The sequence below is a fragment of the Qipengyuania gaetbuli genome (assembly GCF_020171365.1).
Taxonomy (GTDB): Bacteria; Pseudomonadota; Alphaproteobacteria; order Sphingomonadales; family Sphingomonadaceae; genus Qipengyuania; species Qipengyuania gaetbuli_B.
In genome coordinates, this window is sequence record NZ_JAIUZO010000002.1 from 1138955 (window position 1) to 1159315 (window position 20361).

At 66.6% G+C, this 20361-nt stretch carries 17 protein-coding genes; 8 read left to right on the forward strand and 9 right to left on the reverse strand.

Annotated features, from left to right (window positions below):
* Positions 1-14: 14 nt before the first annotated feature.
* The 4 genes from LCL94_RS06150 to LCL94_RS06165 all read right to left on the reverse strand — a co-directional run bounded on the left by LCL94_RS06150 (position 15) and on the right by LCL94_RS06165 (position 3426).
* Complete coding sequence (locus LCL94_RS06150; protein WP_222555305.1) at positions 15-1193, reverse strand: acetyl-CoA C-acyltransferase; 1179 nt, start codon at positions 1191-1193, stop codon at positions 15-17.
* Between the two features lie 94 nt (positions 1194-1287).
* Positions 1288-1737 carry a MaoC family dehydratase gene (locus LCL94_RS06155; RefSeq protein ID WP_160608464.1) on the reverse strand — a complete coding sequence of 150 codons (450 nt, stop codon included), beginning with the start codon at positions 1735-1737 and terminating at the stop codon, positions 1288-1290.
* A 113-nt stretch (positions 1738-1850) separates the two neighbouring features.
* Entirely contained in the window at positions 1851-3245 is a 1395-nt protein-coding gene (locus tag LCL94_RS06160; RefSeq protein ID WP_224831442.1) for a DUF5935 domain-containing protein, read from the reverse strand.
* On the reverse strand, positions 3238-3426 hold the full coding sequence (locus LCL94_RS06165; protein ID WP_224831443.1) for a hypothetical protein: 189 nt from the start codon (positions 3424-3426) through the stop codon (positions 3238-3240). Before LCL94_RS06165 ends, LCL94_RS06160 begins: the two co-directional genes overlap by 8 nt.
* Positions 3427-3529: 103 nt before the next feature.
* Between LCL94_RS06165 and LCL94_RS06170 the strand changes: the two genes are divergently transcribed.
* The 4 genes from LCL94_RS06170 (at position 3530) to LCL94_RS06185 (ending at position 11910) form a co-directional block, all read left to right on the forward strand.
* Positions 3530-4756: a TIGR04063 family PEP-CTERM/XrtA system glycosyltransferase gene (locus tag LCL94_RS06170; protein ID WP_224831444.1), complete on the forward strand. Its 1227-nt coding sequence runs from the start codon at positions 3530-3532 to the stop codon at positions 4754-4756.
* Between the two features lie 22 nt (positions 4757-4778).
* Positions 4779-5552 (forward strand): hypothetical protein, encoded by a 774-nt coding sequence (locus tag LCL94_RS06175; RefSeq protein ID WP_224831445.1) that lies wholly within the window; start codon positions 4779-4781, stop codon positions 5550-5552.
* Positions 5553-5812: 260 nt separating this feature from the next.
* A complete protein-coding gene (gltB, locus tag LCL94_RS06180) occupies positions 5813-10474 on the forward strand; it encodes a glutamate synthase large subunit (protein ID WP_224831446.1) in 4662 nt (1553 codons plus the stop codon).
* The gene (locus LCL94_RS06185) at positions 10474-11910 is read left to right on the forward strand and encodes a glutamate synthase subunit beta (RefSeq protein WP_224831447.1); all 1437 of its coding nucleotides are present in this window, start codon (positions 10474-10476) and stop codon (positions 11908-11910) included. Before gltB ends, LCL94_RS06185 begins: the two co-directional genes overlap by 1 nt.
* A gap of 10 nt (positions 11911-11920) precedes the next feature.
* Here LCL94_RS06185 and LCL94_RS06190 read toward each other — a convergent pair whose 3' ends face one another.
* Positions 11921-12241, reverse strand: coding sequence for a WYL domain-containing protein (locus LCL94_RS06190; RefSeq protein ID WP_160608470.1), 321 nt, complete (start codon positions 12239-12241; stop codon positions 11921-11923).
* A gap of 281 nt (positions 12242-12522) precedes the next feature.
* Entirely contained in the window at positions 12523-13203 is a 681-nt protein-coding gene (gene ung / locus LCL94_RS06195; protein WP_224831448.1) for a uracil-DNA glycosylase, read from the reverse strand.
* Between the two features lie 80 nt (positions 13204-13283).
* On the opposite strand from ung, the gene LCL94_RS06200 reads away from it, so the two are divergent.
* Genes LCL94_RS06200 through LCL94_RS06215 form a run of 4 tightly spaced genes read left to right on the forward strand, consistent with a single transcriptional unit; the run spans position 13284 to position 16290 of the window.
* On the forward strand, positions 13284-13907 hold the full coding sequence (locus LCL94_RS06200; protein ID WP_160608472.1) for a ribonuclease D: 624 nt from the start codon (positions 13284-13286) through the stop codon (positions 13905-13907).
* An 18-nt stretch (positions 13908-13925) separates the two neighbouring features.
* On the forward strand, positions 13926-14594 hold the full coding sequence (gene lptC, locus LCL94_RS06205; RefSeq protein WP_224831449.1) for an LPS export ABC transporter periplasmic protein LptC: 669 nt from the start codon (positions 13926-13928) through the stop codon (positions 14592-14594).
* Positions 14591-15145 (forward strand): LptA/OstA family protein, encoded by a 555-nt coding sequence (locus LCL94_RS06210; RefSeq protein ID WP_222555314.1) that lies wholly within the window; start codon positions 14591-14593, stop codon positions 15143-15145. The genes lptC and LCL94_RS06210 overlap by 4 nt, the downstream gene beginning before the upstream one ends.
* Entirely contained in the window at positions 15145-16290 is a 1146-nt protein-coding gene (locus LCL94_RS06215) for a nucleotidyltransferase family protein (protein ID WP_224831450.1), read from the forward strand. Before LCL94_RS06210 ends, LCL94_RS06215 begins: the two co-directional genes overlap by 1 nt.
* Here LCL94_RS06215 and holA read toward each other — a convergent pair.
* From holA to leuS, 3 genes are read right to left on the reverse strand one after another with little or no spacing between them, the layout of a single operon-like run.
* Positions 16287-17324 (reverse strand): DNA polymerase III subunit delta, encoded by a 1038-nt coding sequence (gene holA, locus LCL94_RS06220; protein ID WP_224831451.1) that lies wholly within the window; start codon positions 17322-17324, stop codon positions 16287-16289. The genes LCL94_RS06215 and holA overlap by 4 nt on opposite strands.
* Positions 17321-17806, reverse strand: a complete 486-nt coding sequence (lptE, locus tag LCL94_RS06225) for an LPS assembly lipoprotein LptE (protein WP_224831452.1) — start codon at positions 17804-17806, stop codon at positions 17321-17323. The genes holA and lptE overlap by 4 nt, the downstream gene beginning before the upstream one ends.
* Positions 17806-20319 carry a leucine--tRNA ligase gene (leuS, locus tag LCL94_RS06230; protein WP_224831453.1) on the reverse strand — a complete coding sequence of 838 codons (2514 nt, stop codon included), beginning with the start codon at positions 20317-20319 and terminating at the stop codon, positions 17806-17808. Before leuS ends, lptE begins: the two co-directional genes overlap by 1 nt.
* Positions 20320-20361 lie beyond the last annotated feature (42 nt).

A 20361-nucleotide genomic window follows, 5' to 3' on the forward strand; every position in this document is an offset into this window, starting at 1 on the left:
TTTGTTTGGGTCGATCAGAAGATCTCGAACAGGCCGGCTGCACCCATGCCGCCGCCCACGCACATGGTGACGACGCCGTACTTGGCACCGCGGCGCTTGCCTTCGATCAGCGTGTGGCCGACGCAGCGCGCGCCGGTCATGCCATAGGGGTGGCCGATCGAGATCGAGCCGCCGTTCACGTTGAGCTTGTCGTTGTCGATGCCCAGCTTGTCGCGGCAGTACAGCACCTGCACGGCGAACGCCTCGTTCAGCTCCCACAGGCCGATGTCGTCGACCTTGAGGTCGAAGCGCTTGAGCAGCTTCGGGATCGCGAAGACCGGGCCGATGCCCATTTCGTCGGGCTCGGTACCGGCAACCGCCATGCCGACATAGCGGCCGAGCGGCTGGAGACCGCGCTGTTCGGCGACCTTGGCTTCCATCAGCACGCTGGCCGAGGAACCGTCCGACAGCTGCGAGGCGTTGCCCGCAGTGATCGAGGTGCCCGGGCCCATTACCGGCTGCAGCGACTGCAGGCCTTCGAGCGTGGTCGAGGGGCGGTTGCCCTCGTCCTTGGCGATGGTGACTTCCTGGTCGGAAATCTCGCCGGTTTCCTTGTTCTGCACCTTCATGGTGGTGGTGACAGGGACGATCTCGTCGTCGAACTTGCCGGCCTCCTGTGCGGCAGCGGTGCGCTGCTGCGACTGAAGCGCGTATTCGTCCTGCGCTTCGCGGCTGATGCCGTAACGCTGGGCGACCGTTTCGGCGGTCTGCAGCATGGGCATGTAGATTGCGCCGTGCATCGCCATCAGTTCGGGATCGGGCATGACCCGCATTTCCTTCGTCTGGACGAGGCTGATCGATTCCTGGCCGCCGGCTGCCACGATATCCATGCGATCGGTGATGATCTGCTTGGCCGCGGTGGCGATGGTCATCAGGCCCGAAGAGCACTGGCGGTCGATGGTCATGCCCGACACGCCGATCGGGCAGCCGGCACGCAGCGCGACCTGGCGGCCGAGGTTGCCGGCCTGCGCACCCTGCTGGAGCGCGGCGCCCCACAGCACGTCGTCGACTTCACCGGCATCGATGCCGGCGCGCTCGATCGCGGGCTTCAGCGAATAGGAACCGAGGGTCGCGCCCTTGGTGTCGTTGAAGCCGCCCTTGTAGGCCCGGCCGATAGCGGTGCGGGCGGTGGATACGATGACTGCGTCACGCATGGTCATTCCTTAGATAATATTGGTCAGGGAAACGGGTACGGTTTCCCCCGGGGAGGAGGCGCTCCGGGTCGCGGACCGGAACGCAATTCTGTTCTCAGACGAAATACATGGTCATCCATTCGCAGATCAGGGCCGGCTTGTCCTCGCCCTCGATCTCGATGGTGATTTCCATGGTCTGCTGCCACTGGCCGGGACGCTTTTCGCTCATTTCGAGCAGCTTCCAGTGGCCGCGGATACGCTTGCCCGAACGCACGGGCGCGATGAAACGCGTCTTGTTGCCGCCGTAGTTGACGGCCATCTTGATCCCGTCGACCCGCGGAACATCGCTGTTCGCGGTGAGGAAGGGGATCATCGACAGGGTGAGGAAGCCGTGGGCGATGGTGCCGCCGAACGGCGTCATCTTGGCCATCTCTTCGTTGATATGGATGAACTGGTGGTCGCCGGTCGCGTCCGCGAACTGGTTGATGCGCTCCTGGCTCATCTCGACCCATTCGCTGGTGCCGACCTGTTCACCGATCTTGGCTGCGATTTCCTGGGGGCTCATGCGCGTCTCTCCTCGATTGCCGTAAACGGGGCGCGGGAAGCCGTGTGCGCCCGCGCGAACGGGCGGTGTCATGGCCTATGCGGAAGGCTCGTGCAACCGCGCTTGCGGTGCCCCTACGGAATGGCGGGATCGGGCGCGGCGGCCCGGGCATCGGCGCGCCGGTTGGCTGCCTTGACCTCCTTGAAGGCCGCCTTGTCGAGCGCCGACTCGCGCCGTTTCACGTGGTCGGCCAGCGCGATCTGCAGGCCGACGATCATCAGCACGACCGGCTGGTAGGCGATCCCCTGGAAGGTCGCCCCGACGAGGTAGATGACATTGGCGAACTGCAAGCCGCTGGCGAGCGGGCCCTGCCACCCCTCGATCCGCCCGGTCCGGCCGGCATAGCGGCGCCGGATCCTCTCCATCTGGACGAGGCCCGTGACGTGCAACAGCGTCCACAGGATGAGGCCCGGCCAGCCTTGTTCGCCGAGCATCTCGAACCACGAGGAATGGAAGGCGCGCCCGCTTTCGGTCACGTCCTGGTAAGTGACGCGCACCGTGTTCCCGTCCACCTCCTTGACCGGCATCTTGTAGGTAAAGCTGTTGCCCCGGTAGACGTCGAAGCCTCCGCCCAGCGGATTGCGCTCCACATAGTCGAGCGTCCACGACCACACCTGCATGCGGGTCGAGGCGGATTGTTCCGACTGCGCTTCCTTGATCGTCGACATGCGCTCGGTGAAGGAGGACGGCAGGAAGGGCAACGCGGCAATGCCGATGGCAGCCGCTGCCCCGATATAGAGGAACCGCCGCTTCACATCGCGCAGCAGCATCAGGCCGAGCGCGGCGATGCACAGCAGGCCCGTGCGCGCCTCGGTCCCGACGGGGATGAGCAGGCAGGCAAAGATCAGCGCGGCGCCGAACAGCTTCACCCGCCAGTCGGGCTTGAAGATCGTGCCGTGCCGCATGAACCACAGGATGATCGGGATGAGCGCGATCGCCACGGTGGACAGGGTAGAGCTTTCGTAGATGTTCGAATTGTCGTTCACGAACAGGTAGAGATTGCCATAGCCGCCCCCGCCGCCCACGGTCTTGAGACCCGCGGAGATGATGATCGCAGCGGCCGTCAGCACGGTGATCAGCATCGCCGCCTCGATCCGCAGCTTGGTCGTCAGCGTCAGCGGCAGGAAGATGGCAAAGACCAGCGCCTTCCACACCCAGGCCCATTTCTCTGCCCCGGCTTCGGGAAAATCGGCCCATTGCAGGGTGATGAAGCACCACACGAGCAGTGCGGCCAGCAGGCCCTGCCGCATCGACAGGCGGAAGCCGTCTTTCTTTTCCGCCACCGCCCAGCCGCCGAAGGCGAGCAGGAAGGCGATCAGCGATACGGGCAGCAATTGCGCCAGCGACCAGCCGATCTTCTGCGGGGCGAGGATGTCGATGTAGAGATAGGCCAGCACCCAGATGAAGGGTTTGCGCAGGCCCAGCAGGAACATCCCGATGACGACCAGGAACAGCGCAAGGTCAAGCATCGCGCGCCTCCGCCCGGGCGCGGGCGCGCCGCTTCTCGCGCAGCGATGGCCCGTCGCGTTCGACCTTCTCCTCCTCGACCTCGAGCAGGTCCTCGGTGTCGAGATCGGCGCGGCCCAGCAGGCGGATCAGCGCGATGGCGATCAGCACATGGGTCAGCAGAAGGGCGAAATTGTCGATCAAGCGCGCGTGACTTTCCAATGCGCCGCAGGTGCGGCGTGCATGACCCTCATAGCGAAACGCGGTTGACGCGCCGTTAAGCCTGTTGTGACACAGGAGACGCGCAATGACACGGGTCCTTCACATCCTCGACCACTCGCTGCCCCTGCATTCGGGCTATACCTTCCGCACGCGCGCCATCCTGAAGAGCCTCGAGGCGAGCGGGATCGAGGTCGCCGGCGTGACCGGGCAGCGGCACACGGCAGGCGGTACGGACAGCGAAGGGGTCGCGGAAGAGGTGGAGGGTCTGACCTTCTACCGGACGCAAGGCACACCCTCCGGCCCGCCGGTTGCGCGCGAAATGCGCGAAGTGGCGGCACTGCGCCGCCGGATCGAGGAGGTTGCGCTCGATTGGCGCCCCGACGTCATCCATGCGCACTCGCCCGTCCTGTGCGGCATGGCCGGGCTAAAGGCTGCGCGCGCACTGGGATTGCCTTTCGTTTATGAAATCCGCGCCTTCTGGGAAGATGCGGCGGTCGGCAACGGCACGGGCACGCAAGGTTCGGCCAAGTACCGCCTCACCCGCGCGCTCGAAAACCGCGTGGTGAAGCGCGCCGACGCTGTCTTCACGATCTGCGAGGGACTGCGCGGCGACCTCGTCGCGCGCGGCCACGATGCGGGCAAGATCGCGATCTCGCCCAATGGCGTCGACCTCTCGATGTTCGGCGACCCGCCGCCGCGAGACGAGGCGCTGGCACGCGAGCTCGGCATGGGCGAGGGGCCGGTGATCGGCTTCATCGGCAGTTTCTACGATTACGAGGGGCTCGACGACCTGATCGCCGCCATGCCCGCCCTGCGCGAAAAGCATCCCGCGGCCAGCCTGCTGCTGGTCGGCGGCGGACCGATGGAAGAGGCCCTGAGAGCGCAGGCCCAAGCCTCCCCCGCAGAAAATGCCATCCGCTTCACCGGCCGCGTGCCCCATTCCGAGGTGGAGCGGTATTACTCGCTGATCGACGTGCTGGCCTATCCGCGCAAGAAATCGCGCCTCACCGACCTCGTGACGCCATTGAAGCCGCTGGAGGCGATGGCCCAGCGGCGGATCGCGGCTGCAAGCGACGTCGGCGGACACCGCGAACTGATCGAGAACGGGGTGACCGGCCTGCTCTTCCCGCCCGACGATCCGGCCGCGATGGCGGCATCGCTGGCCCGCTTCATCGACGCGCGCGCCGGCTGGGAGGCGATGCGCGATGCGGGCCGCGCCCATGTCGCGGACAAACATGACTGGGCACGCAATGTCTCCCGTTATCGCGACGTTTACGCCAAGCTGCTACAAGCGCAGGGGCAAGGGCACTGAGCCCGCAAGGATTTGAGGCCCGATGAGCTACGTGGACAATGACAGCACGCTGACCACGAAGGCCTGGTTCAGGCCTGCCGTGGGCCTGTGGTTCGGGATGCTAGTGGGCGCAGGCACGCTTGGTGTGCTCTACGTGACCCCCGCCGATACCCGCGACGTCCTGTTCCAGAGCGCGGGGCTGACTGGCCTGCACCGCTTTTTCGAGCCGCCGGTGGGCATGGCGGGCTTTGCCGCCGTCGCCGTGGCGGCAGGCGTCGTCGGCTTTCTCTTCGGCCTCGTCATCGCATCACGCCTCGCGCGGCGCGCCGCCGTGGTGGACCAGGTCGAGATCGCGCCCGAAACCGTGGAAGCGGAAGCCTCGGTGGCCGAAGACCAGTCGCGCCGCCGCGTATTCTCCGCGCGCGAGGATATCGGCGAGGAAGGCATTGCCGTGACCGAAACCGCCGAGGCGCTTGCCGCGCCCGAAATCAAGGCGGAATTCGAGGAGATCGAAGAGGTCAAGGCGCCGGCCGAAGAACTGGCATCGGCCAGCCCTGTCGCCCCCGCGCCAGCAGCGCGCGAATCGCTGGCCGACCTCTCGCTCGACCAGCTGACCTCGCGGCTTGCCGCCGCGCTGGAGGCGCGCAAGGCCGCGCCCGGCACGCCGCCTGCCGACGAAGATCCCGACCAGGTCATCTCCTTCCTGCGCCGCGAGGCCGCCCGCGCAGCGCCGCCTGCCGGACCGGGCAGCGAGGACCCGCAGGCCGCACTGCGCAGCGCGCTCGACAAGCTGGGCCGCGTCGGCAAGCCAGACTGACCCCGACTGCTGCTTGTGCGGCTGCACAGGCGGATACGAATTCTTCCATGCTGCAATGCGGCAAAACGCGCCAAAACTTGGGCCGCGTGAAATTTTGCTACAGTCCCGTACCATTGCAAAATCGCTTTCGTGCCTGCAAAGGGACCATTCGCGAAATTTTGGCAGTGCGGCCATGCGGCACTGCGGCATTTTCGACCCGTCTTCAGCTGGCCCGCCGGGCACGCAAACGAGGCGGGTCCGACTGGAGGACGCCTCGGCACATGCAGGACCTGCATACTTCTTACCCGGCCCGTCAGGGGCTCTATGATTCGCGCAACGAGCACGATGCCTGCGGCGTCGGCATGGTCGCGCACATCAAGGGCAAGAAGAGCCACGCGATCGTCGAACAGGCGCTCACCATCCTTGCCAATCTCGACCATCGCGGCGCGGTTGGCGCGGACCCGCTGCTGGGCGACGGCGCGGGCATCCTGATCCAGACCCCCGACCCGCTGATCCGCAAGTGGGCCAAGGCCGAAGGTCACGAGCTGCCGGACGAGGGCGACTATGCCATCGCCATGTGCTTCCTGCCGCAGCAGGACGAGGCGCGCGAATTCGTTCAAGGCCAGCTCGAACGCTTCGCCGCCAAGGAAGGCCAGCGCGTCATCGGCTGGCGCGACGTGCCCACCACGCTCGACGGGCTGGGCAAGGCAGTGGTCGATTCCATGCCGGTCATCCGCCAGTGCATCATCGCGCGCGGGCCGAACTGTGCCGACCGCGACGCTTTCGAGCGCAAGCTGGTGGTCATCCGCAAGCAGACGCTGAACCCGCTTGCCGCACTCGAACAGAAGCACGGCATCCCGGGCCTCAGCAAAGCCTATATCCCGAGCTTCTCCAGCCGCACCGTGGTCTACAAGGGCCTGCTGCTGGCGAACCAGGTGGGCAGTTTCTACGACGATTTGCGCGATCCCGACTGCGTGTCGGCACTGGGCCTCGTGCACCAGCGCTTCAGCACCAACACCTTCCCCAGCTGGCGGCTCGCCCACCCCTATCGCTTCATGGCGCACAACGGGGAAATCAACACGGTTCGCGGCAATGTGAACTGGATGGAAGCGCGCCGCCGCACGATGGAAAGCGAACTGCTGGGCGCCGACCTCGACAAGATGTGGCCGCTGATCCCGCACGGGCAATCGGACACTGCCTGCCTCGACAACGCGCTCGAACTGCTGCTGACCGGCGGATACGGCCTCGCCCATGCGATGATGATGCTCATGCCCGAAGCCTGGGCGAAGAACGAGCTGATGGATCCCGCCCGGCGCGCCTTCTACGAATACCATGCCGCGCTGATGGAGCCGTGGGACGGCCCTGCCGCCGTGTGCTTCACCGATGGCCGCCAGATCGGCGCCTGCCTCGACCGCAACGGCCTGCGCCCTGCGCGTTGGTGCACGACCAAGGACGACCTCGTGGTGCTCGCTTCCGAAAGCGGCGTGCTGCCGTTCAAGGAAGAGGAAATCACCCGCAAGTGGCGCCTCCAGCCGGGCAAGATGCTGCTGATCGACCTGGAAGAAGGCCGCATCGTCGAGGACGAGGAGCTGAAGGCCGGCCTCGCTGCCGACCAGCCCTACGAGGCTTGGCTCGAAAAGGCTCAGTACAAGCTCGAAGACCTCGACCATATCGAGCCCGACCTGTCGGAAATCCCGCAGTCGGAAATTGCCCTGCTCAACCGCCAGCAGGCCTTCGGCTACACGCAGGAAGACATCAGCCGCTTCCTCGAACCCATGGCCTCCATGGGCGAGGACCCGATCGGTTCGATGGGCACCGACACGCCGATCGCCGTGCTGAGCGAAAAGAGCCGTCTGCTCTACGACTATTTCAAGCAGAACTTCGCGCAGGTCACCAACCCGCCGATCGACCCGATCCGCGAGGAACTGGTGATGAGCCTCCTGTCGATGATCGGCCCGCGCCCGAACCTGCTCGGCCGCGACGGGGGCACGCACAAGCGCCTCGAGGTCAAGCAGCCGATCCTCACCAATACCGAACTGGCCAAGATCCGTTCGGTCGAAGTGGCGCTGGACGGGGCGTTCCGCACCGCGACCATCGACATCACCTGGGATGCCAGCACCGGCGCCGACGGGCTTGCCATGGCGCTGAAGGAAATGTGCTGGGCGGCGACCGAAGCCGTGCTCGGCGATGCCAACATCCTGATCCTGTCGGACCGCGAACAGGGCCCGGGCCGGATTGCCATGCCTGCCCTGCTCGCCACGGCCGCCGTGCACCACCAGCTGGTACGCCAGGGCCTGCGCATGCAGACCGGCCTCGTCATCGAGACGGGCGAAGCGCGCGAAGTGCACCATTTCTGCGCGCTGGCCGGTTACGGCGCGGAAGGCATCAACCCCTATCTCGCCTTCGAGACGCTGGAAGATTTGCGTGCGCGCAAGTTCCCCGAGCTGACGCCCGACGAAGTGCAGAAGAACTTCGTCAGAGCGGTCGGCAAGGGCATCCTCAAGGTCATGTCCAAGATGGGCATCTCGACCTACCAGTCCTATTGCGGGGCGCAGATCTTCGACGCGGTCGGCCTGTCGAGCGATTTCATCGACACCTATTTCACCGGCACGGCGACCACCATCGAGGGCATCGGCCTTGCCGAAGTCGCGGAAGAGGCGGTGCGCCGCCACGCGCAGGCTTTCGGCGACAGCCCGCTGTACAAGGGCATGCTCGATGTGGGCGGCATCTACCAGTACCGCATCCGCGGCGAGGACCATGCCTGGACGCCGCAGAACATCGCCAGCCTGCAACACGCGGTGCGCGGTAACGACCCCAAGAACTACGAGGAATTCGCCGCCTCGATCAACGAGCAGTCCGAACGCCTGCTGACGATCCGCGGGCTGATGGAACTGAAGAAGGCCGAGCGCCCGCTCGACCTGTCCGAAGTCGAACCGGCGGTCGATATCGTCAAGCGCTTCAGCACCGGCGCGATGAGCTTCGGCTCGATCAGCCATGAAGCCCACTCGACCCTCGCCATCGCCATGAACCGCCTCGGCGGCCGTTCGAACACGGGCGAGGGCGGCGAGGAGCCGGAGCGTTTCCTGCCGCTGCCCAATGGCGATTCGATGCGCAGCCGGATCAAGCAGGTCGCTAGCGGCCGCTTCGGCGTGACGACCGAATATCTCGTCAATTCGGACGATATCCAGATCAAGATGGCGCAGGGCGCAAAGCCCGGCGAAGGCGGCCAGCTGCCCGGCCACAAGGTCGACAAGCGCATCGGCAAGGTGCGTCATTCGACGCCGGGCGTGGGCCTCATCTCGCCGCCGCCGCATCACGACATCTATTCGATCGAGGATCTCGCGCAGCTGATCCACGACCTGAAGAACGTGAAGCCGGAAGCTCGCATCTCGGTAAAGCTGGTGTCCGAAGTCGGCGTCGGCACGGTGGCCGCGGGCGTGTCCAAGTCCAAGGCCGACCACATCACCATCTCGGGCTATGAAGGCGGGACCGGCGCATCGCCGCTGACCAGCCTCACCCATGCCGGATCCCCGTGGGAAATCGGCCTTGCCGAAACGCAGCAGACGCTGCTGCTCAACGACCTGCGCAGCCGTATCGCGGTACAGGTCGATGGCGGTCTGCGCACGGGCCGCGACGTCGCCATCGGCGCGCTGCTGGGCGCGGACGAGTTCGGTTTCGCCACCGCCCCGCTGATCGCGGCGGGCTGCATCATGATGAGGAAGTGCCACCTCAACACCTGCCCCGTGGGCGTGGCGACGCAGGACCCGGTGCTGCGCAAGCGCTTCACCGGCACGCCCGAACACGTCATCAACTACTTCTTCTTCGTCGCTGAGGAACTGCGCGCGATCATGGCCGAGATGGGCTTCCGCACCGTCGAGGAAATGGTCGGCCGCGTGGACCGCATCGACATGCGCCGCGTGCGCCGCCACTGGAAGGCGCATGGCGTCGACCTGTCGCGCATCCTCCACGCGGTCCCGCTGGAAGAAGGCAAGGCGCTGCACCACACCGAAGAGCAGGACCACGCGCTGGGCTCGGCCATGGACGTCGAGCTGATCGAGGCCTGCAAGCCCGCCATCGAAAGCGGTCAGGCGGTCCAGATCAGCCGCACCATCCGCAATGTGAACCGCACCGTCGGCACCATGCTGTCGGGCCGCATCGCGGAAGCCTATGGCCATTCGGGCCTGCCGCAGGACACGATCCGCATCGACCTTACCGGTGTGGCCGGACAGAGCTTCGGCGCCTGGCTCGCCCACGGGGTCACGCTCAGCCTGACGGGTGATGCCAACGACTATGTCGGCAAGGGCCTGTCGGGCGGCCGCATCGCTGTGCGCCCGCCGCAGGGCACCGGCCGCGAGCCGACCGAGAATATCATCGTCGGCAACACCGTCCTTTACGGCGCGATCGCGGGCGAGGCCTATTTCGCCGGCGTCGCGGGCGAACGCTTCGCGGTGCGCAATTCGGGCGCGGTCGCAGTGGTCGAAGGCACGGGCGACCATGCCTGCGAATACATGACCGGAGGCGTGGTGTGCGTGCTCGGCAAGACTGGCCGCAATTTCGCAGCCGGGATGAGCGGCGGCATCGCCTATGTCTACGATCCCGACGGTTCGTTCGAGAAGCTGGTCAACCACGCACAGGTCGACCTGCTCGACGTGAAGCCGGGTGACGGCGAGGGCGCGGAAAAGAGCTGGGGCCACCCGCAGCAGCGCGCCCAGACGGTCGACAACCCCGGCATGGGCGATCCGCTCTACCACGATGCCGAACGCCTGAAGGTGCTGGTCGAACGCCACTTCCTCCACACCGGCTCGGCGCGCGCCAAGGCGCTGCTGGCCAACTGGGCAGGCGAACTGAAGAACTTCCGCAAGGTGATGCCACGCGACTATGCCCGGGCGCTGAAGGCGCTCGAGGACGAACGCGAGGCTGCGGCAATGGAGGCTGCAGAATAATGGGCAAGGAAACCGGCTTCCTCGAATACGAACGCGAGGATCGCACCTACCTGCCGCCGGAAGAGCGGCTGAAGAACTACAAGGAATTCGTCGTCCCGCACGACCGCGAGGCGCTGCGCAAGCAGGCCGCGCGCTGCATGAATTGCGGCATTCCCTATTGTCACAACGGCTGTCCGGTGAACAACATCATCCCGGACTGGAACCACCTCGTCTACGAAGACGACTGGAAGAACGCGCTCGAGGTCCTGCACTCGACCAACAACTTCCCCGAGTTCACCGGCCGGATCTGCCCCGCCCCGTGCGAGGCGGCCTGCACGCTCAACATCGTGGACAGCCCGGTCACCATCAAGTCGATCGAATGCGCTATCGTCGATCGCGGATGGCAGGAAGGCTGGATCAAGCCACAGGTCCCCGAACGGCAGACCGGCAAGGCCGTCGCCGTGATCGGCTCGGGCCCTGCAGGCCTTGCCGCCGCACAGCAGCTCGCCCGCGCCGGCCATGCCGTGACCGTGTTCGAGAAGTCCGACCGCATCGGCGGCCTGCTTCGCTACGGCATTCCCGACTTCAAGATGGAAAAGCACCTCATCAACCGCCGCGCGGTGCAGATGGAAGCCGAAGGCGTGCAGTTCCGCACCTCGTCGGAAGTCGGCGTGGAAGTCAGCTTCGAGGCGCTGAAGGAGAATTTCGACGCAGTGGTGCTGGCAGGCGGCGCGGAGGAAGCGCGCAAGCTGGACATCCCCGGCGCCGAACTGCCCGGCGTGCGCCTGGCGATGGAATTCCTCACCCAGCAGAACAAGCGCAACGCGGGCGACGACGAAGTGCGCGCCGCCCCGCGCGGCAGCCTGACCGCGACCGGCAAGCACGTCATCGTGATCGGCGGCGGCGACACCGGCAGCGACTGCGTGGGCACGTCCAACCGGCAGGGCGCGGCCAGCGTCACGCAGCTGGAAATCATGCCCAAGCCGCCCGAAAAGGAAGACAAGGCGCTGACTTGGCCCGACTGGCCGCTCAAGCTGCGCACTTCCTCCAGCCACGAGGAAGGCGTCGACCGTGACTGGGCCGTGCTGACCAAGCGCGTGGTCGAGGAAAATGGCGATGTCGCCGGGCTCGAATGCGTGCGCGTCGAATGGAAGGACGGGCGCATGCAGGAAGTGGAAGGCAGCAGCTTCACGCTGAAGGCCGACCTGATCCTGCTCGCCATGGGCTTCACCGGACCCAAGCGCCGCGGCCTGCTCGACCGGGCGGGCGTGGAACTGGATGCGCGCGGCAACGTCAAGGCGGACACCAACCGCTATGCCACCAGCGAACCGCACGTCTACGCCTGCGGCGACATGCGCCGCGGCCAGAGCCTGGTCGTCTGGGCCATCCGCGAAGGCCGCCAGGCAGCGCGCGCGGTGGACGAGGCACTGATGGGCAAGAGCGAGCTGCCGCGCTAGGCGGCCCGCTTCACCCGCCGTCGAAGATCAGCTGGTCGCCTTCGCGCGGCGGCACGCAGAATTCGGGCGGCAGGGCGACGAATGATTCTTCGGTCATGTCGATATCTGAAAGACCGTCGATCTTGAAATGGCCGAGCGAAGGCAGCTCGTCCGAGCGCCGCGCCTTGGCCGGATTGAGCGCGCCGAGATAGAGCGCATTGTTGCGCAGGATGATCTGGTGCGGAGCCAGCGTGAGCTCGCTCGAATTGTAACGCGCGCGGATCATGCGGCGCGAAGCGATGGCGGCAGCGATCAGCGCGCGCCCGTCGTTCTCGGGAAGATCGTGTTGCATTGCACCATAATGGCACGCAGGCGACTGAACGCGAAATTGACAAGGCGGCCTGTCACAATTGCCGAGCGGCGTGGAGCGCTTCGCCCACAGCATCGCTCAGGACGGGAAAGCGTTTTCCTACAAAAGCTTAGTCGTGCCACATCCGCCCCATGCCGCAGGCCCTCTCTCCAACCCTGAATAGCTATGCAGAGCCTCTTGGGGTCGCGGAAAACAATTCCGCCAGGACCGTGTTCCAAGCGTTCCATCCTGTAGGACCGCCTGCGCTAAGTCCTACGCGCGTCCTACAGGGCCCAGTCGATAGCTCCGCGCCCGTGTGCCTCGAGAAAGCTGTTGGACCGGCTGAAAGGCCGCGATCCGAAGAAGCCCCGATGGGCGGAAAGCGGGCTCGGGTGCGGGCTCTCGATCACGTGATGGCGGCCGCTGCGCAGGCCATCGATCCGCTTGGCCTTGGCCTGTGCATGGCTGCCCCACAGGATGAACACCGAAGGCTCCTCACGCGCCGCCACGGCCGCGACGCAGGCATCGGTCACCGCGTCCCAGCCGCGTCCTGCATGGCTGCCCGCCTGTCCCGCCTCGACCGTGAGCGTGTTGTTCAAGAGCAGCACGCCCTGCCGCCCCCACTTGCTGAGATCGCCATGCGAGGGGCGCGGGATGCCGAGATCGGCCTCCAGCTCCTTGTAGATGTTCACAAGGCTCGGCGGCACGCGCACCCCTTCGGGCACGGCAAAGCACAGGCCCATCGCCTGGCCCGGCCCGTGATAGGGATCCTGCCCGAGGATCACGACCTTCACTTCCTCGAGCGCGGTCAGCTCCAGCGCCTTCAGCCGGCACCCGCGCGGCGGATAGACGGTCTTGCCCGCATCCTCTTCGGCGCGCAGCCAGCCGCCCAGCTGGCGCGCCTCGGCCGTGGCAAGCACGGGGTCGAGGACCGGTTTCCAGCTGTCGGGGACGCTCTCGCTCATGCGCGCCACCCTGCCGCGAGTGCGCAGCGCGGACCAGTCCGCCCTTCCCTACAATCCCCAATCGGCCTAAGGCGCGGGGCATGGCAGTGCATTTCCACGAAGAAGACCTCCCCGAAGGCGTCCTCGCCGACGGGCCGATCGCAGTCGATACCGAGACGATGGGCCTCGTCACCATTCGCGACCGTTTGTGCGTCGTCCAGATCAGCGACGGGAAGGGCGACGAGCATCTCGTGCGCTTCGGCCCCGAAAGCACTTATGACGCGCCCAATCTGAAGGCGGTGCTGGGGGATCCGGAACGGCTTAAGCTGTTCCACTTCGCCCGCTTCGACCTCGCGGCGATCGAGTACTATCTCGGAGTCACTGCGGCGCCCTGCTATTGCACCAAGATCGCCAGCAAGATGGTGCGTACCTTCACCGACCGTCACGGCCTCAAGAACCTCGTCGAGGAACTGCTCGGCGAAAGCATGTCGAAGGTCCAGCAGAGCAGTGACTGGGGCGGCCCGGTCCTCAACGACGCGCAGCGCGAATACGCCGCCAGCGACGTGCGTTTCCTCCACCGCCTCAAGGAAGAGCTCGACCGCAGGCTGGAACGCGAAGGTCGCACGGAACTGGCGCAGGCCTGTTTCGATTTCCTTCCTGCACGCGCCCATCTCGATATCCTCGGCTGGGACGACCACGACATCTTCAGCCACGCGTCAGCCTAGGAAGGGCAATCCGCACCCATGGTGTTCCGCAAGCGCAGGATCGAAACGCAGGAAGCGCAGCAGCTCCGCTCGCGCCGCCAGCACTTCGCCGCGCCAGGCGGAAGCCATGACAAGCTGGTCCACTTCCTTGCCCGCGCGCTGCCGATGGGCGTCGGCGTGATTGCCGCGCTGATGCTGATCACCCCGCTCAGCCCGCGCGGCGAGATCAGCTTCCTGCTCGACCGCAACGACGTGGCCGTCATTCAGGAACGCCTGCGCGTCGACAATGCGCTTTACCGCGGACAGGACGCGCAAGGCCGCCCGTTCTCGCTGACCGCCGACGAAGCCGTCCAGCGGTCGAGCGCGGAAGGGATCGTGCGCATGAGCGATATCGTCGCCCGCCTGCTAATGGCCGAAGGCCCTGCACGGATCAGCGCCGAAGGCGGGCAATACGACATCGACGAGCAGCGTATCGACGTGACCGGCACCATGCGCATGGAAGCCGCCGACGGCTACCGCATGCGCGCCACCGGCGTATCGGTCGACCTTGCCACCAAGCAGGTTACCGGCGCAGGCGGCGTCGAAGGGGCGGTGCCTGCCGGCACGTTCCGCGCCGACCGTTTGGAAGCCGACCTTGCCGAGCGAACAGTAACCCTCGTGGGCAATGCGCGCCTGCGCATGGAACCCGGAAAGCTGAGAATGCCATGATCAAGCACCACCTGCCCGCCATGACCAAATCGCTGGTCGCCGGTTTCGCGCTGACCTGCGCGGCCCTCGGAGGCATCCAGCTGAACGCCCAGGCGATCGCCAGCCACAATTCGAACGCGCCGGTCTCCTTCGACGCAGGCCGGATTGAACTGCAGGACCGGCAAGACCGCGTCGTGCTGTCGGGCAATGTGCGGATCACGCAGGCAGGCCTCACGCTCAATGCGGCGCGCACGGTGATCGACTATTCGGACCAGGGCACGCTCGAAATCCAGCGCATCCTTGCGACCGGCGGCGTGACCGTGGCGCGCGGGAACGAGCGGGCGAGTGGCGACACGGCGGTCTACGACTTCAACCGCCGCATCATCACCATGGCCGGCAACGTGCGACTCAACCGCGGCAGCGATACGCTCAATGGCGGACGCCTCGTGATCGACCTCGCCAGCGGCGTGTCGAGCGTCGACGGGCGCGCCAGCGGCTCGTCCTCGGTCACCGGCCAGACGGGCCAGTCCGGCGGACGCGTGACCGGCACCTTCTCCGTCCCGCAGGACTGATGCAGCCGCGCCTGCTCGCGCTGGCCGGCTGCCGCGCGGGCGAACTGGGCGCGCTGTCGCCGGCCGAATGGCACACGCTGGATGCGCTCGCCGAAGCGCACCGGCTGGGACCGCATCTCCACGGGCGGCTGTCGCGCGGCGAGATGCCGGCCGAGGTGCCGCAGGACATCGCCGAGGGCTGGCGCGTGGCGCACCGGGCGAACGCCATCGCCGTGCTCGCGCAGCGGCGGGCCCTGGCGCAGGCCGCATCCCTGCTTGGAGGCCTCGGCATCGAGGCTGTCGCGCTGAAAGGCTCGGCGCTTGCGTGGAGCGTGTGGCCGTCCCCTGCAGAGCGGGTCATGCGCGACATCGACCTGCTCGTCCCGCAGGACCGGGCGGTGGCAGCCTACGAGGCCCTGCGCGATGCGGGCTGGCACGGACCGGCAGCGACGCCGGAACTGCTCGACCGGCTGGCGCGCGAGGAAACGCACCTGCCGCTCCTCGTCTCGCCTGACGGAGTGCCGTGCGAACTGCACGCCCATGCCTGGGCGAGCGCACCACTCGCAGGGCTCACCATGCCGCGCTGCGACGATGGCGGGCTGCTTGAGCGGTCGGTGTTCGACGAGATGCTGGGAATGCGGGTGCCCGCTGCCGAAGACATGCTGGCGCATCTCGTCGTGCATTGCGCCTGTTCGCACCTGTTCAACGTGGGCCCCCTTGCGCTGGCGGACATCGATCACCTCACCCGCAAGCGCGCCATCGACTGGCCGCGGTTCTGGGTGACCGCGCAGCGGGACGGGTATGACCGCGCCGCTGCGCTCGTGCTGGCGCTCACCGACCGCTGGTTCCTGCCGGGACTCGTCGAGGCGAGCGGATGCCCGGTGGCGGTCCCTGAAGAGGAGATCGAGCGGGCCGAGGCCCTGCTGGTCCAGCAACCTGCCGCCCGCAAGGACATCAACGCCATCGCAGGTCTCGCGCTGGGCGGCAGGGCGGACCGGATGGCGCAGCACCCGCTCGACGAAGCCGAAGGAAGTGCGGGCGGCCTTGCCCGTGCCAGCCAGCTGGCCCGGCGCGGCCTGTCGTTAGCCGGCAGCATGCTCGACGGCCCGACGCGGCGCGACGGCTTCGCCACCGCGGCCATGGCGCGCTGGCTTCAGGGAGATTAGCGGCGGGTCGCGATCTGCGCGATGCTGGTGAGGCCCTGGGCGAGCAGCAGTTCCGAGGCTTGGCTGTTCGTCAGCAGGTCGCGGTGCAGGCGCGTCAGGCCGTGCGTCAGCCGGTCCAGCTTCGGACCGCGCCAGCGCTGGAGCTGTTCGGCAATGTCGCGCTCTTCCTTCCAGAAGATGCCGAGGCGGGCCTTCTGGCCCTTGTCGAGGTCCTGGTAGCGCCGGTTGCCCAGCGCCGCCGAAATCCGCGCCAGCTGGGCCGCGCGCCGCTCGAAAGCCAGCAACGTGCCGACCGGGTTGAGGCCGATCTGCTTCATCCGGGCGATCTCGGGCCCGACGCGGTTCGCCTGCCCGCCGAGCACGGCGTTGACGAGGCTGGCGAAGCCGTCTTCCTCGCTCGCCGCGCCGATCGCGTCGAGGTGCTCCATCGTCGCCGGCTTGGGCGACTGCGGCGAGGCATCGAGATAGGTCGCGAGCTTGGTCACTTCGCTCTGCGCCAGCCGGACGTCGAGATTGGCCGCGCGGGCAATGCGCTCGGCCACCGCACCGTCGAGCCGGATGCCCGACGCATCGCCCATGGCGCGAACGGCCTGCGTTACCGAGCGCAGGTCCGGCGGGTAGAACATGGCGACGACCGCGTCCTTGCGCTTCTCGAGCAGCTTGGCCGTGCGCGACTTGTCGGTGGCGGAGGTCGCCACGACGATCACGGGACACGCCTCGCCCGCGCCGACTTCGCCGGTCTGGATCAGCGTCTGGAGCGCGTCATGCGCCTCGTCGCCTGCCACGCGGCACCAGATGTGGCGCTTGTCGCCGAACAGCGAGGTGGAACGCGCCTCGTCGCCCAGCCGGGCGGGATCGGCCTTGAGGTCGGCGCCGGAGATTTCGACCCGCTCGCCCGGCTCGGGCAGCATGGTCACCAGATCGCTGGCAGCAGCGCTCGCCCCGGCCTCGTCCTGGCCGCAAAAGAAGAAGATGGCGCAATCCTGCGCCATGCCGCGTGCCTTGGCGGCGAATTCGTTGCCCCTGACCTTCACTGCTGGCGCAGCGTCAGCGCCACGCGGGTGACGATCCTGTCGGCAATTTCGCGGGCGAGGTTTTCGAGCGCGGTCTGTTCGGCAGCGATGGTCGCATACTCGCTGGACACCACGTCGATACCCGCATCGGCGCCTTCGGTCGCATCGAGCAGGATCTCGCCCGTGCTGGCATCGACCAGCTGGTAGCGGGCGCGCAGGGTGCGGCGTTCGCGGCTGACGGTATCGTCGGCAAGGATGCCCAGCGCTTCGAGATTGTCGTCGAGCCGGACGTCGAGCCGGTAGCGCGGCGAACTGTCGCCTGCCGCGCCGAACCGGTCGTTCAATTCGCCCCGGACCAGCCAGCCTGCACGGCCCGCGATGGGGGGCACGTCGACGGCGGCAAGGCCGCGCGCGACCTCGCCGCTGCCGCCGCCCGCGTACATGGGCGACAGGCCGCAGGCGGACAGCGCGAGGCAGGCGAAAGTGGCGGCGAGAATGCGCATCAGGTGACGATATTCACCAATCTGTCGGGTACGACAATGACCTTGCGAACATCTGCCCCGTCGATCGACCGCTGCACCTTTTCGGACGCCAGCGCCATGGCCTCGAGGTCTTCCTTCGAAGCTCCCTTCGGAGCGGTCAGCGTGTCGCGCAGCTTGCCCATGTGCTGGACTGCGATGGTAACTTCGTCCTCCACCAGCAGGGCTGGATCGACTGCCGGCCAAGCGGCATCGGCGACCATTCCGCCATCGCCCAGCGCGGCCCAGGCCTCTTCGGCGAGGTGCGGCATCATCGGGGCGACAAGCTGGACCAGCGTGCGGATCGCCTGGCTACGGCTGGCGGAGGCTTTTGCCTTCTCGACCGCGCCGGTCAGTTCGTAGATACGCGCGACAGCCTTGTTGAAGCCCAGCGCCTCGATGTCCTGCGCCACGGCGGCGATGGTCTGGTGCGTCTTGCGATCAAGCGCCTTGTCCTCGCCCTCGGCCCCGGCGTCATAGGCCGAGAACAGGCGCCACAGGCGGTGGACGAAGCGCGAGCAGCCCTCGATCCCCGCTTCCGACCACGGCAGGTCGCGTTCGGGCGGGCTGTCGGACAGCATGAACCAGCGCACCGCATCGGCGCCATAGGTGTCGATGATCGTGTCGGGGTCGACGACGTTCTTCTTCGACTTCGACATCTTGATGACGCGGCCGATTTCGACCTCGCTGCCGTCTTCCTTGAGCAGAGCGCGGTCGGCGTCGCGGCTGATCTCGTCGGGCGCGAAGTAGATCGTCTTGCCGCCGTCCTTGCGGCTGTATGTCTCGTGCGTGACCATGCCTTGGGTGAACAGCGAGGCGAAGGGCTCCTTCACCTCGATCTGGCCCATGTGGGCGAGCGCGCGGGTCCAGAAACGGGCGTACAACAGATGCAAGATCGCATGTTCGATCCCGCCGATGTACTGTTCGACCGGCATCCACTTCGCGACCTCTTGCGCGTCGAAGGGCCGGTCGGCCGGCTGGCTGGCGAACCGCAGGAAATACCACGAACTGTCGACGAAGGTGTCGAGCGTATCGGTCTCCCGCTCAGCCTTGCCGCCGCACTTGGGGCAATCGACATGCTTCCAGGTCGGGTGGCGCAGCAGCGGGTTGCCGGGCGTCTGGAAGTCGACATCTTCCGGCAGGGTGATAGGCAGGCTGCCCTTGGGCGCAGGAACCACGCCGCAGGTGCCGCAATGGATGAAGGGGATCGGCGTCCCCCAATAGCGCTGGCGCGAAACGCCCCAGTCGCGCAGGCGCCAGACGGTCTTGCCCGTGCCGCGCCCTTCGGCTTCGATGCGGGCGATGATTTCGCGCTTCGCATCCTCGACATTCATGCCGTCGAGGAAGTCGGAGTTCACCAGCACGCCCTCGCCCGCTTCGGCCTCGCCTTCGAAGGGCTTGCCGGCATCCTCGGCGCTGCCTGCGACAACGCGCGGAATCGGCAGGCCGTATTTGGTTGCGAATTCAAAATCGCGCTGGTCATGGCCAGGTACCGCCATGATGGCGCCGGTGCCGTAGTCCATAAGCACGAAGTTCGCGATGTAGACCGGCAGGTCCGCGCCGGTGAACGGGTGCTTGGCCGTGATGCCAGTGTCGAAGCCCAGCTTTTCGGCGGTTTCGAGTTCGGCGGCAGTGGTCCCGCCCTTCTTGCATTCGGCGATGAAGGCGCGCGCCTCGTCGCTGTCGAGCGCTTGCGCGACCGGATGGTCGGCGGCAACCGCAACGAAGCTCGCACCGAAGATCGTGTCGGGGCGCGTGGTATAGACCGGTAGCTTCTCGCCGTTCGACAGGTCGAAGCTGAATTCCAGGCCCTTGGACTTGCCGATCCAGTTTTCCTGCATCAGCCGGACCTTGTCGGGCCAGTTCTCGAGGCTGCCGAGGCCTTCGAGCAGTTCCTCGGCGAAGTCGGTGATCTTGAGGAACCACTGGTTCAGCTTGCGCTTCTCGACGTCCGCGCCCGAGCGCCAGCCCTTGCCGTCGATCACCTGTTCGTTGGCGAGCACGGTCATGTCGACCGGGTCCCAGTTGACCTCGCTTTCCTTGCGATAGACGAGGCCCGCCTCGTACAGGTCGATGAAAAGCGCCTGTTCGTGGCCGTAGTAATCCGGCTCGCAGGTCGCCAGTTCGCGGCTCCAGTCGAGCGCGAAGCCGAGGCGCTTCAATTGCGCCTTCATGTGTTCGATGTTGGCGCGGGTCCAGCCGCCCGGGTGGACGCCCTTTTCCATCGCGGCGTTTTCCGCCGGCATGCCGAAGGCGTCCCAGCCCATCGGGTGCAGGACTTCGTGGCCGGTCGCTTTCTTGTAGCGGGCCAGCACGTCGCCCATCGTGTAGTTGCGGACGTGGCCGATGTGGATGCGCCCCGAAGGATAGGGGAACATCTCCAGGACATAGCTCTTCGGCTTGTCGGAGTTGCTGTCGGCGCGGAAGGTCTGCGCGTCCTCCCACGCTGATTGCCAGCGCGGGTCTGCGGACGTCGGATCGAAACGGGTATCGCTCATGCCCGAAGCCCTTAGGCAATTCGGGCGTAAATGGAACCCGTC

What these genes read in the sequence shown, in the direction of transcription:
- LCL94_RS06150 (WP_222555305.1), bottom strand. Translation starts at nt 1,193, where the DNA reads ATGCGTGACGCAGTCATCGTATCCACCGCCCGCACCGCTATCGGCCGG.
- LCL94_RS06155 (WP_160608464.1), bottom strand. Translation starts at nt 1,737, where the DNA reads ATGAGCCCCCAGGAAATCGCAGCCAAGATCGGTGAACAGGTCGGCACC.
- LCL94_RS06160 (WP_224831442.1), bottom strand. Translation starts at nt 3,245, where the DNA reads ATGCTTGACCTTGCGCTGTTCCTGGTCGTCATCGGGATGTTCCTGCTG.
- LCL94_RS06170 (WP_224831444.1), top strand. Translation starts at nt 3,530, where the DNA reads ATGACACGGGTCCTTCACATCCTCGACCACTCGCTGCCCCTGCATTCG.
- LCL94_RS06175 (WP_224831445.1), top strand. Translation starts at nt 4,779, where the DNA reads ATGAGCTACGTGGACAATGACAGCACGCTGACCACGAAGGCCTGGTTC.
- gltB (WP_224831446.1), top strand. Translation starts at nt 5,813, where the DNA reads ATGCAGGACCTGCATACTTCTTACCCGGCCCGTCAGGGGCTCTATGAT.
- LCL94_RS06185 (WP_224831447.1), top strand. Translation starts at nt 10,474, where the DNA reads ATGGGCAAGGAAACCGGCTTCCTCGAATACGAACGCGAGGATCGCACC.
- LCL94_RS06190 (WP_160608470.1), bottom strand. Translation starts at nt 12,241, where the DNA reads ATGCAACACGATCTTCCCGAGAACGACGGGCGCGCGCTGATCGCTGCC.
- ung (WP_224831448.1), bottom strand. Translation starts at nt 13,203, where the DNA reads ATGAGCGAGAGCGTCCCCGACAGCTGGAAACCGGTCCTCGACCCCGTG.
- LCL94_RS06200 (WP_160608472.1), top strand. Translation starts at nt 13,284, where the DNA reads ATGGCAGTGCATTTCCACGAAGAAGACCTCCCCGAAGGCGTCCTCGCC.
- lptC (WP_224831449.1), top strand. Translation starts at nt 13,926, where the DNA reads ATGGTGTTCCGCAAGCGCAGGATCGAAACGCAGGAAGCGCAGCAGCTC.
- LCL94_RS06210 (WP_222555314.1), top strand. Translation starts at nt 14,591, where the DNA reads ATGATCAAGCACCACCTGCCCGCCATGACCAAATCGCTGGTCGCCGGT.
- LCL94_RS06215 (WP_224831450.1), top strand. Translation starts at nt 15,145, where the DNA reads ATGCAGCCGCGCCTGCTCGCGCTGGCCGGCTGCCGCGCGGGCGAACTG.
- lptE (WP_224831452.1), bottom strand. Translation starts at nt 17,806, where the DNA reads ATGCGCATTCTCGCCGCCACTTTCGCCTGCCTCGCGCTGTCCGCCTGC.
- leuS (WP_224831453.1), bottom strand. Translation starts at nt 20,319, where the DNA reads ATGAGCGATACCCGTTTCGATCCGACGTCCGCAGACCCGCGCTGGCAA.